This window comes from Pseudomonas sp. A-RE-19 (genome assembly GCF_019956555.1).
In the GTDB taxonomy this organism is placed as follows: Bacteria; Pseudomonadota; Gammaproteobacteria; order Pseudomonadales; family Pseudomonadaceae; genus Aquipseudomonas.
Genome location: NZ_JAHBDQ010000022.1, coordinates 240,628 through 253,155, shown reverse-complemented (window position 1 = coordinate 253,155; position 12,528 = coordinate 240,628). Strand labels below are relative to the sequence as shown.

Genomic DNA, 12,528 nt, shown 5'->3' with positions numbered 1-12,528 from the left:
TTTGATCCTTTGCCGCGAAGCGGCATAACACCGCCGGTTTTTCGACTTCGATACATTTCCAGTTTCCCCTCCAGATCCCTCAAGTCCTTTGTTTGCCGAGCCCTGCGCCGCCAGAAAAAAGTTGGTCTGCAAATTGCTTATGGCTCAGCAGTACAGCGGTGGGCGGCAAACGTCCGGCATGCAGAGGAAAGAGTGTGGACAAGTACCTTTATGTGGCAATGACCGGCGCCAGCCAGAATGCACTGGCGCAGAAGGCTCATGCCAACAACCTGGCGAACATCTCTACCAACGGTTTTCAGAAGGACCTGGAACAGGCCCGTTCGATGCCGGTGTTTGGTGACAGCTTTCCGGCGCGTGCGTTTGCCATGAGCGAACGTCCGGCCACCGACTTCTCCCCGGGTGCGCTGGTGGAAACCGGCCGCGACCTCGATGTCGCGGTGCAAGGCAACGGCTGGATCGCCGTGCAGAACCCCGATGGCGGTGAAAGCTACGTGCGCACCGGCAGCCTGAACGTTGACGCTTTGGGCGTGCTGCGCGCCGGCAACGGTATGCCGGTGGTAGGCAATGGCGGGCCGATTGCCGTGCCGCCCGAGCAACAAATCGAAGTCGGCGAAGACGGCACCATCAGCATTCGCGCGATGGGCGAAGGCCCGCGCGTAATGGCCGAAGTCGACCGCATCAAACTGGTCAATCCGGACTTCAAGAACATGACCAAAGGCCTGGACGGTTCGATCCACACCAAGGACGGCAAGCCGGCGCAGGCCGATGCCAACGTCAAACTGGTGTCCGGGTTCCTTGAGTCGAGCAACGTCAATGCCGTGGAAGAAATGACCTCGGTGCTGGCGCTGTCCAAGCAGTTCGAGCTGCATATCAAGATGATGAACACCGCCAAAGACGATGACCAGGCCATGGCTCGGGTCTTGCAGATCAGCTAATTACCAGAACGTCGCGCCGTAAAACAGGCGCACGAGGAGAATCGAATGCTTCCGGCTCTATGGGTTGCCAAAACAGGTCTGTCCGCCCAGGACACCAACCTCACCACCATTTCCAACAACCTGGCGAACGTATCGACCACGGGTTTCAAACGTGACCGCGCCGAGTTCCAGGACTTGCTGTATCAGATCAAACGCCAGCCAGGCGCCCAGTCGACCCAGGACAGCGAATTGCCGTCGGGTCTGCAAGTGGGTACCGGTGTGCGCATCGTCGGCACCCAGAAAAACTTCACCGCCGGTAGCCTGCAAACCACCGAGCAGCCGTTGGACATGGCCATCGACGGTCGCGGTTTCTTCCAGATTCTGCAGCCGGATGGCACCACGTCCTACACCCGTGACGGTACGTTCCACCTGGATTCCAACGGCCAGATCGTCAACGCCAGCGGCTTCGCCCTGGAGCCGGCGATTGTCATTCCGAACGACGCCCAGACCTTCACCGTCGGCCGTGACGGCACCGTGTCCATCACCGTTGCCGGCAACCCGGCGTCCCAGGTGATCGGCAACCTGCAAACCGCCGACTTCATCAACCCGGCCGGTCTGCAAGCCGTGGGTAACAACCTGTTCCTGGAAACCGCTGCCAGCGGCGCGCCGCAAGTCGGTACCCCGGGCCTCGCCGGTTTCGGTACCACGCTGCAGAACACCCTGGAAACGTCCAACGTCAGCACCGTTGAAGAGATGGTCAACATGATCACTACTCAGCGCGCTTACGAGATGAACTCCAAGGTGATCTCCACCGCCGACCAGATGCTCTCGTTCGTAACGCAGAATCTGTAATCAAGTCTATGAGGCGGCCATGAGGTCGCCAGCAACACCGTGAGGTAGGGTCATGAATCGCTTTGTATCTGTTCTGGCACTGAGTGGGGTCGTCGTGCTCGCGGGCTGCGTTGGTCCGACGCCGAGACCCAATGACCCTTACTACGCCCCGGTGTTGCCGCGCACGCCGCTGCCGGCTGCGGCCAATAACGGCTCGATCTACCAGGCCGGTTTCGAACAGAACCTGTACAGCGACCGCAAGGCGTTCCGGGTGGGTGACATCATTACCATCACCTTGAACGAAAAGACCCAGGCCAGCAAAAACGCCAACTCCCAGGTCGACAAGACCAGCAAGGCCACCATCGGTCTGTCCTCGCTGTTTGGTTCGGTGCCCAACACGAATAACCCGTTAGGCAGTGGTGATCTCAGTCTGGACGCCGGCTATAGCGGCGATCGCGCGACCAAGGGTGACAGTAAAGCCGGGCAGGGCAACAGCCTGACCGGTTCGATCACCGTGACCGTCGCCGACGTGTTGCCCAACGGCATCATCGCCGTGCGTGGCGAGAAGTGGCTGACCCTCAATACCGGTGATGAGCTGGTGCGGATTGCCGGCCTCGTTCGCGCCGATGACATCGCCACCGACAACACCGTGTCGTCGACTCGCGTTGCCGATGCACGCATCACCTATTCGGGCACCGGCGCGTTTGCCGATGCGAGTCAGCCAGGCTGGTTCGACCGTTTCTTCCTCAGCCCGCTGTTCCCTTTCTAGGTGGCTACGTTGAATCTGAAAAGCCTTATGGTGGGCGCCCTGTTGCTGACGGCGGCCTTCGATGCTCAAGCCGAGCGGCTGAAGGACATCGCCAGTATTTCCGGCGTGCGTTCCAACCAATTGATCGGCTACGGCCTGGTGGTCGGGCTTAACGGCACCGGTGACCAGACGACCCAGACCCCGTTCACCCTGCAGACCTTCAACAACATGCTTTCGCAGTTCGGCATCAAGGTGCCGGCAGGTTCGGGTAACGTGCAGCTGAAGAACGTCGCGGCAGTATCGATCAGTGCCGACTTGCCGGCGTTTGCCAAGCCGGGTCAGCAGGTGGATATCACCGTAGCGTCCATTGGTAACTCCAAGAGCCTGCGTGGCGGTACTTTGCTGTTGACGCCGCTCAAAGGTATCGACGGCAACGTCTACGCCATCGCTCAGGGCAACCTGGTGGTCGGCGGTTTCGATGCCGAGGGGCGTGATGGTTCGAAGATCACTGTCAACGTTCCGTCGGCCGGTCGTATCCCGGGTGGCGCGTCGGTCGAGCGTGCAGTGCCAAGCGGTTTCAACCAGGGCAATAGCCTGACCCTGAACCTCAACCGTTCGGACTTCACCACCGCCAAGCGCATCGTCGACAAGATCAACGACATGCTAGGCCCTGGTGTTGCTCAGGCCATCGACGGTGGTTCGATCCGCGTGACTGCGCCACTCGATCCGAGTCAGCGGGTCGACTATTTGTCGATCCTCGAAAACCTTGAAGTCGACCCGGGCCAGGCGGTGGCGAAAGTCATCATCAACTCGCGCACCGGCACCATCGTGATCGGCCAGAACGTCAAGGTTTCCCCGGCCGCCGTGACCCACGGCAGCCTGACCGTGACCATCACCGAAGACCCGATCGTCAGCCAGCCCGGCCCGCTGTCCAACGGGCAGACGGCGGTCGTGCCGCGCTCGCGGGTCAACGCTCAGCAAGAAGCCAAACCGATGTTCAAGTTCGGCCCGGGCACCACCCTCGACGAAATCGTCCGAGCGGTGAACCAGGTCGGCGCGGCACCGGGTGACTTGATGGCGATCCTCGAAGCGCTGAAGCAGGCCGGCGCGTTGCAAGCCGACCTGATCGTGATCTGAGGACGGCGATCATGGATATGCGCAAAAGCGGTCTGGTCAGCAGCAGTGACTCGGGTTCCTACTCGGACCTGAATCGCCTGAACCAGCTCAAGGTTGGCGACAAGAACAGCGATGCGAACATGCGCAAGGTCGCGCAGGAATTCGAGTCGCTGTTCCTTGGTGAAATGCTCAAGTCCATGCGTTCGGCCACCGAAGCGCTGGGCCAGGATAATCCGCTCAACACACCGGCAGCCAAGCAATACCAGGAAATGTACGACCAGCAGTTGGCTATTTCCATGTCCCGCGAAGGCGGCGGTATTGGTCTGGCGGACGTGCTGATGCGCCAGATGTCGAAGAACAAACCGATGGCGCCGGGTGAGGCCGAGGCAGCGTCTGCCGCCAAGCAGGCTGCCGCGAAAGCCGCTGTGGAAACACCGATTGCCGCCGGTACGGTCGCTACTCACGGGCCGCTGTCGCGCCTCAATGGTGAGCGCCCGTTGTGGGCTTCACGCTCGGTGAAGACGCCGGCAAGCGCGGGCGAGGGCGCTCATCGCAATGACATGGCGCTGATCAATCAGCGGCGTCTGGCGCTGCCGCCGAAACTGGCCGACCGTTTGCTCGCCGGGCTGGTGCCGTCGGTATCGACCCCGGCAACGACCGCCACAACGGCGCTGAACAACGTTCAGTTGCCGCAGAGCACCAAGACCGGTTCCGGCCCGCTGTACAACGGCGACTGGCTGGCTTCGCAAACGGATACGACCGCCAGCGGGCGCCTGCAGATTTACGGTCGTGCCATGGCTCAAATACCCCTGGCGCCGGCGAAGAAAGCCTTCAGCTCCGCCGACGAATTCGTCAACACCATGCTGCCGATGGCCAAAGAAGCCGCCGACCGCATCGGTGTCGATCCGCGTTATCTGGTGGCTCAGGCTGCCCTGGAAACAGGTTGGGGTAAATCGGTCATGCGCGCCCAGGATGGCAGCAGCAGCCACAACCTGTTCGGCATCAAGGCCAGCGGTAACTGGAAGGGCGATTCGGCCCGGGCGATCACCAGCGAATTCAGAAATGGCGAGATGGTCAAGGAGACGGCCGAGTTCCGTTCCTACGCTTCTTACAAGGACAGCTTCCATGACCTTGTAACGCTGCTGCAAAGCAATAATCGCTATCAAGATGTGCTGAAGTCGGCCGATAACCCAGAACAGTTTGTACGCGAGTTGCAAAAAGCCGGGTATGCAACCGACCCGGATTACGCAAGCAAGATTTCGCAGATAGCCAAGCAGATGACGAGTTACCAAAACTACGCTGCGGCGGGCGCTTCCACCACGCCTTTATAGGCATAAGGCATAAGGTTTGAACCATGAGTTTGCTCAATATCGGGATGTCGGGTTTATCCGCTAGCCAAACCGCGCTGATGACTACCGGCAATAACATTGCCAACGCCGACACCGCCGGTTACTCACGCCAGCAAACCGTGCAGGGCAGCAAGGCCTCGAATCAGTTCGGCAATGTCTACATCGGCACCGGTACGACCCTCGCCGATGTGCGCCGGGTGTATAACAGCTACCTCGATGCGCAACTGCAAACCACCACGTCGCTCAACAGCGACTCGGCGGCCTACGCCGGGCAGATCAGCCCGCTCGATGCGTTGCTGTCGGACAGCGGCACCGGCCTCAATGGCGCCCTGACCAAGTTCTTCGCCTCGGTACAGAACGTCAACGCCAAACCGGGCGACGATGCTTCCCGTCAACTGCTGCTCAGCGATGCGCAAGCCCTGAGCAACCGGTTCAATTCGATCTCCAGCCAGTTGACGACGCAGAACGCGAACATCAACGGCAACCTGGCGGACATGGCCGATCAGGTCAACAAACTGGCCGCCACCGTGGCCCAGTTGAACCAGAAGATCTCCGAAGTTTCCAACGCCGGCGGCCAGCCCAACGACTTGCTCGACGCGCGCAACGAGACGGTGCGCCAGTTGTCCACCTTTACCGGTGCGCAAGTGATCGAGCGTGACGGTAACCTCGACATTTACCTGGGCAGCGGTCAGCCGCTGGTCATGGGCAGCACCGCCAGCAAGCTGGAAGTGGTGCCGGGCAAAGACGACCCGTCGCGTTCGGCCATTCAGCTCAATCGCGGTTCGAGCACCATCGACATCACTTCGGTGATGACCGGTGGCGAGATGGGCGGTTTGTTGCGTTATCGCAGCACCGTGCTGGACCCGGCCATGAATGAGCTGGGGCGCGTGGCGCTGGTCGTCGCCGATCAGATGAACACCATTCAGGCCCAGGGCATCGACAAGAACGGTGACTTCGGTTCGAACCTGTTCAACAGCATCAACAGTGCCGCGCAAATGGCTCAGCGCAGCGTTGCCACGGTCGGCAACAGCGCCGGCTCAGGCAACTTCGACGTGAGCATCGAGGACAGCGGCAAGCTGACCATCAATGATTACAAGGTCACCTTCACCAGCGCCACGAACTACACCGTGCAGCGTCTGCCTGAAGGCACCGCCATGGGCGCGTTCAGCACGCTGACCACGCCGCCACCGGTGATCGATGGTTTCTCCATGACGCTCTCCGGTGGCACCGCAGCCGCCGGCGACACGTTCAAGATCACCCCGACCCGCAACGCGGCGACCAACATCAAGACCGAGATGACCGACTCCAAACGTCTGGCCATCGCGGCACCGTTGGGCGCGGCCATCGCGCCGGGCGGCAGCGGCACATTGACGATTCCGGCCAGCGGTCAACCGACCCTGACCACGAAGTTCGATATCTATGACTCGGCCACTACTCTGGCCATTCAAAATGGGCTGAAGAATTCGACGCCGGTCAAAGTGGTTTTCGGTGCCACCGGTGGCACCACCCAGACTTACCAGTTGCTCGATGCCAAAGGTAATGCACTTAGCAGCGGCACCATTGTGCCGGGCCAGAACAATACGCTCAGCCTGAGCATTCCACTGGTCGACGCCAGCGGTGCCGCGATCATGGATCCGGGGCCGCCAGCCGTGCAGCGTACCGCGACCTTCGACATGACCGTGGCCGGTTCACCAGGTAACGGTACCGCGATCAATGTCACGCTCAGTCAGCCGGGTACGCTGGACAACCGCAACGGTACCGCACTGGCCGGCTTGCAGACCAAGCAGACTGTAGACACCGGTTCGGCCAGTAAAGGCATTTCCCTGACCGATGCTTACGGCAAACTGGTCGAGGGTGTCGGCGCCAAAGCCGCGCAAGGCAAGCTCGACAGTGCCGCGACCGACGCTATCCTGGCCAACGCCAAGGGCGCTCGCGATTCACTGTCCGGTGTCGACCTCGATGAGGAAACCGGCAACCTGGTCAAGTATCAGCAGTACTACACCGCGTCTTCGCAGATCATCAAGGCTGCGCAGGAAATCTTCAGCACACTGATCAACAGTCTTTAAGGAGTCGTAGCCCATGCGCATTTCTACCGCCCAGTTTTACGAGTCCTCTGCCGCCAACTATCAGAAGAATTTCGCCAACGTGGTCAAGAGCAGCGAAGAGGCCAGCAGCCTCGTTCGCGTCAACACCGCAGCCGATGATCCGGTTGGCGCTTCGCGTCTGCTGCAATTGGGTCAACAGGCTTCGATGCTTGATCAATACGAGGCCAACGCCACCACCATCAAGGCGACCCTGGGCACCACCGAAGCGGTGATGACCAGCATCGGCAACGTATTGCAGCGGGCCAAGGAATTGGCCGTCAGCGCCGGTAACGCCGGTTACACGGATGCCGACCGTCAGGCCAATGCCTCGGAGCTGGGGCAGATCGAAGAGCAATTGCTGAGCCTGATGAACAGCAAGGACGAGAACGGCAAATACATCTTCGCCGGCTCCAAGGGCGATACCGTGCCGTTCACGCGTAACAACGACGGCACCTACAGTTACAACGGTGATCAGGTGACGCTTGACCTGCCGATCGGCGACACCATGTCGATGGCCACCAACAGCACCGGTTGGGATGCGTTCCAGCAGGCGATCAACACCAGCCGCAGCCAGGTCACCATGACTGCGCCGGCGGTGGATGACGGTCGCGTGACCCTGTCCAATGGCCAGGTGTCGTCGGGCGTTACCTACAACAGCAAGTTTCGCAGTGGCGAGCCGTATACCGTGGACTTCGTCAGCGGTACGCAGTTGAAGATCACTGACTCGGCCGGTAACGACGTGACCGCCGAAGCCAGCCAGGGCGGTACTTTCGATCCTGCCAACAAGGCCGGCCAGGCCGTCACTTTCCGTGGCGTCGAACTGACCCTGAATATCAATCTGAGCGCCGGTGATACGGCGGCTACCGTGTTGCCTGGACACACCTTTACCCTGGCGGCCAAACCGGACACCTTCACCGCAACCGCTAGCCCGGGCAACCCTTCGACGGCGCAGGTCACCACCAGCAGCATCACCAACCCGGTGAACTACCACGCCAGCTTCCCTACCGGTTCGGCGATCCTCAAGTTCACCAGCGCCACCGCTTTCGACCTGTACGCAGCGCCTTTGACGGCCAACAGTAAGCCAGTGTCTACCGGAACCATGGCCGGCAGCGTCGCCACCGCATCGGGTGTGAGCTTCACTCTGAGCGGTACGCCGGCTGCCAACGATCAGTTCAGCATCGCGGTCAACACTCACGAAACCCAGAACATCCTGGACACCGTGAGCCAGTTGAAAACCGCTCTGAATACGCCCACCAATGGCAACGCGATCGCTACTCAGAAACTGCAAGCATCATTGGCTTCCGGTATTGCCAACCTGGCCAGCGGCACCGATCAGCTGTCCAGCGCCTTGAGCTCTGTCGGTGGTCGCGGTGCTGCTCTGGATACCCAGAGCGATACCAACCAGAGCTTGAAACTGGCCAATGCCCAGACCCAATCGTCGATCCGTGATTCCGATCCGGCTGAAGTGATGACCCGCCTGACCTTGCAACAAACCATGTTGCAGGCCTCGCAACTGGCCTTCAGCAAGATTGCTCAGCTGGGCCTGTTCAACAAGGTCTGAGCCTGCATCTGCCGAGCTGCCAACCGTCTTTTTGCAAGCGGTTCCGGGGCCTCTGCCTGAAAGGGTAGAGGCCCGCCGCTCGAGAGTTTCCTGCCGTGAATCAACGCCCCCTCGTCAGCATTGTCATCCCTGCCTTCAACTCGCGCTTCTTCAGTCAGGCATTGGAAAGTGCGCTCGCCCAGACCTACGAGCACATCGAAATCGTCATCTGTGACGATTCGTTCAGTGACGAGATCCGCGACATTGTCGATGCCTTCATCGAGCCGGCTCACCCGGTTCGCTACTTGCGTAACCCGCAGCGTCTGGGCTTGCAGAAGAACGTATTGCGTTGCGTCGAAGAAGCCCGGGGCGAGTTCATCAAAGTGCTGTGCGATGACGACCGCCTGTTTTCACCCAGCGTTGCCTTGCAGGCGCAGGTGTTGATTGACCACGCGGACGTGAATGTGGTGTTTGCCCTGCGGATGCTCAGCGATGCCGGTAATTTCATTCTGCCGCCGCGGGTCGACAACTGCCGGTTCTCACCGAACGACGCCTTGCTCAAGGGCGATGACATGCTGGCGATCTTCGAAGGCACGCCGAAGAATTTCCTCGGCAACTTCAGTTCGACCCTGATGCGTCGCGCCGATGTACTGGAGCTGTTGCCGGCACTGATTCAGGAAGGCGCCGGTTTCGTTGCCATGCTCGATTTCGCCTTGTTCGTGTGCTTGATGCGCCGCGGCAATCTGGTGTCGCTAAGCACTGTGCTGAGCACCGAACGTTTGTACCCGGAGCGTCTGAGCAAAACCCCGGAAATGGTCAAGGCCGCAGCCGTGGAGTGGAGCTGGCTTTCACAGATGCTCGCGGCGCGCAGCGGTGAGTCGGCGCCGGCATCGGGTTGGGTGCGCTACATCGAACTGGCCAAAATCACTGACCAGCCCCACGCCTGGGAAGAGCTTTGCGTGGTGCGCATTCTGGGCAACCGCAACACGGTGGTGACTGGCCGGGTGGGCGGGGAGAGCGAAAGCTACGCCGATTTCTACCGAGAATGGCTGGCGATCCGCAGGTTCTCCGATGTCGAGCAGCGGCTCATGCCGCAACGCCTCGACAGCTGGGCGTTCCGTCCGCAGATCGTGCCGATCGTGATCGACAGCACTGCTGACGGTGTGGCGCTCAAGACTTCGCTGCAGAGCATTGGCCAGCAACTGTACGCGCCTCAGGCCGTACTGGTGCTGTCCGATGCCGTGTGTGCGACCGACGATCGTGTGGTGCAGTTGCCGTTCCAGGCGGATTGGGCGCAACAGCTCAATGCCCTGGTACCGCAACTGGAAGGTGCCCACTGGTTTTATCTGCTGCGTGCTGGCGACACCTTGCGCGAGTCGGCTCTGCTGATTCTGGCCGAACGCATTGCGGGTTCGGCGGGCATTCTCTGTGCTTATAGCGACGAGGGCGCGCTGGTCGATGGCGAGTCGGTCGACCCGGTGTTCAAACCCGATTTCAACCTTGATCTGATGCGCGCCTATCCCTATGTCGGCCGAACCCTGGCCTTCGAGCGGCAGCGCTTCATGACGCTGGGCGGTTTCGATTCGGCTCACGGTGAGCTGGCGCCACACGATTTGTTATGGCGTCTGGTGGAAGAGGCCGGGCCGCAAACCATTGAGCACATCGCCGAAATCCAGGTTGAGTCGAGTCAGTCTTTCGCCGCCTGGTTGTCGTTGCCCGAAGTGATCGAGAACAATGCCGGGATGGTCGGCGCGCACCTGGATCGTATTGGTGTGGCGCACACGATCCGGCAAGAAGAGTTGCCGTTGATCAATCGGATCGACTACCTCCATGGGGCGCGTCCGCTGGTATCGATCATCATCCAGACCGGCGATTCGCTGTACGCCTTGCAGCGTTGCATCGAAGGCTTGATCGAGCGCACAGCTTATAGCCAATACGAAATCCTGATCGTTGACAGCGGCACAGACGACCCGGCGATGCTCGACTGGCTGGAGGCGATGGCGCAACTGGGCGCCGCGATGCTGCGAGTACTGCGTTACGCCGGTGACGCCAACGACGCGGCGATCCGCAACTTCGCCGCGAGCCTGGCGCATGGCGAGTACTTGCTGCTGCTCAGCGCGCAAACAGTGATCTGCGACAGTGACTGGTTGGATGAATTGCTCAATCACGCCCAGCGCCCGGAAGTGGGTGTGGTCGGTGCCCGCATCCTTGGCCCCGAGGGATCGATCGTCAGTGCCGGGTTGATTCTTGGCCTGGCCGGGCCGGTCGGTTCGCCGTTTCATGGCGAGGCGGCCGGTTCTCGCGGTTACATGCAGCGTTTGCACGTGACCCAGAACTGGAGCGCGGTGAGCAATCACTGCCTGATGGTACGCAAGCAAGTGTTCGATGAACTCGAGCAGTTCGATGAGGCGACCTTCACCCAGGGCCTCAGCGACGTCGACTTGTGTTTGCGGGCGAGCAAGGATGGTTATCTGGTGGTCTGGACGCCTTACGCCAGCGTGGTGTGGGTGCCGCAAGATGTATCACCGACGCCGCCTTCGATATTGGCGTTGCACGAGTATGAACAGGAAATCTTCTATCGCAAATGGCTGCCGAAGATCGCCAAGGATCCGGCCTACAGCCCGGCGCTGAGCCTTGGGTTTTCCAGCTTCAGCCTGGAGCCGTCGCTACGCAATAACTGGAACCCGTTCTGTACCCGAGCCTTGCCGCTGATTCTCGGTTTGCCTGTCAACAGTTCGGCAGTCGGGCATTATCGCGTCACGGGACCTTTGGCAGAGCTTGAAGCATCTGGCCGGGTCATTGCTCGGTGGGCTTATGAGTCGCCGTCGACAGTTGAGATCGAGCGCCTGTCCCCGGACACCATCATCCTGCAATGCCGTTACAGCGAAGGTGCAGTCAGTGACATTCTGCGGATGAAGAAATATTCCAGTGCGTTGCGGATTTTCGAGCTTGACGATTACGTGGTCAGCGCGCCGAAGAAAAACACCCATGCGCGGAACAAACCGGTCAATACCGAACAGATGCTGCGCGAAGGCATTGCCTTGTGTGACCGTGTAGTAGTCACCACTCAACCACTGGCCGATGCGTTGTCGAGCATGCACAGCGAGATCCGAGTGGTGCCGAACATGCTATCGCCGGAGCCATGGGCGACACTGACCAGTCGCCGCCGTACCTCCAGCAAGCCGCGGGTCGGCTGGGGGGGCGGTACCAGCCATACCGGTGACCTGGAGATTATTGCCGACGTGGTTCGCGAACTGGCGAACGAAGTGGAGTGGGTGTTCTTCGGCATGTGCCCGGACGAATTGCGCCCCTACATCCACGAGTTTCACTCCGCCATCGGCTTGCAGGGCTACCCGTTCAAACTGGCCAGCCTGAACCTCGATCTGGCGCTGGCACCGCTGGAATTCCATATCTTCAACGACTGCAAAAGCAACCTGCGCTTGCTGGAGTATGGCGCCTGCGGGTACCCGGTGATCTGCACCGACACCGAGGCCTATCGCGGCCACTTGCCGTGCACCAAGGTCTACAGCAACAGCGCGGACGAATGGCTGCAGGCGATCCGCATGCACCTGGCCGACCCGGATGCGAGTTACCGCATGGGCGATGAATTGCGTGAAGCGGTGCATCGGGATTTCATGCTGCGGGGCGACAACCTCAATCACTGGTTGTGGGGTTGGTTGCCGGACTGATTCCGTTATTGCCCGCTAAACGTCAAAAGATCGCAGCCTTTGGCAGCTCCTGCAGGGATGTATTGACACCTGTAGCAGTTGCCCAAGGCTGCGATCTTTTTTGTCCTGCGCAATTGGCTCACTTCCTGCAAGTCCCCCGTATATCGCCATAAAACCTTCACCCCAATGGGTGTGAACGGCTCAATGGCTGCGGGTAAATGATGTGCATCTGACGGTTCGCGACCCTTGCGGGGGTTGCCGGAACGCGCGAAGAGCAA

At 60.3% G+C, this 12,528-nt stretch carries 8 protein-coding genes; all 8 read left to right on the top strand.

The features are described from left to right. Nucleotides 1-194 precede the first annotated feature (194 nt). Nucleotides 195-935 carry a flagellar basal body rod protein FlgF gene (locus KGB14_RS16265; protein ID WP_223487791.1) on the top strand — a complete coding sequence of 247 codons (741 nt, stop codon included), beginning with the start codon at nt 195-197 and terminating at the stop codon, nt 933-935. A 45-nt stretch (nt 936-980) separates the two neighbouring features. Beyond that, nucleotides 981-1,766, top strand: a complete 786-nt coding sequence (flgG, locus tag KGB14_RS16260; RefSeq protein WP_008011001.1) for a flagellar basal-body rod protein FlgG — start codon at nt 981-983, stop codon at nt 1,764-1,766. 52 nt (nt 1,767-1,818) lie between these two features. After that, on the top strand, nt 1,819-2,514 hold the full coding sequence (gene flgH / locus KGB14_RS16255; RefSeq protein ID WP_223487790.1) for a flagellar basal body L-ring protein FlgH: 696 nt from the start codon (nt 1,819-1,821) through the stop codon (nt 2,512-2,514). 27 nt (nt 2,515-2,541) lie between these two features. Continuing rightward, on the top strand, nt 2,542-3,630 hold the full coding sequence (locus tag KGB14_RS16250) for a flagellar basal body P-ring protein FlgI (RefSeq protein WP_223487834.1): 1,089 nt from the start codon (nt 2,542-2,544) through the stop codon (nt 3,628-3,630). Nucleotides 3,631-3,641: 11 nt separating this feature from the next. Beyond that, on the top strand, nt 3,642-4,940 hold the full coding sequence (gene flgJ / locus KGB14_RS16245; protein ID WP_223487789.1) for a flagellar assembly peptidoglycan hydrolase FlgJ: 1,299 nt from the start codon (nt 3,642-3,644) through the stop codon (nt 4,938-4,940). Between the two features lie 23 nt (nt 4,941-4,963). Beyond that, complete coding sequence (flgK, locus tag KGB14_RS16240; protein WP_223487788.1) at nt 4,964-7,024, top strand: flagellar hook-associated protein FlgK; 2,061 nt, start codon at nt 4,964-4,966, stop codon at nt 7,022-7,024. A gap of 13 nt (nt 7,025-7,037) precedes the next feature. Beyond that, entirely contained in the window at nt 7,038-8,603 is a 1,566-nt protein-coding gene (locus KGB14_RS16235) for a flagellar hook-associated protein 3 (RefSeq protein WP_223487787.1), read from the top strand. A gap of 95 nt (nt 8,604-8,698) precedes the next feature. Then, nucleotides 8,699-12,271, top strand: a complete 3,573-nt coding sequence (locus KGB14_RS16230; RefSeq protein WP_223487786.1) for a glycosyltransferase — start codon at nt 8,699-8,701, stop codon at nt 12,269-12,271. Nucleotides 12,272-12,528 lie beyond the last annotated feature (257 nt).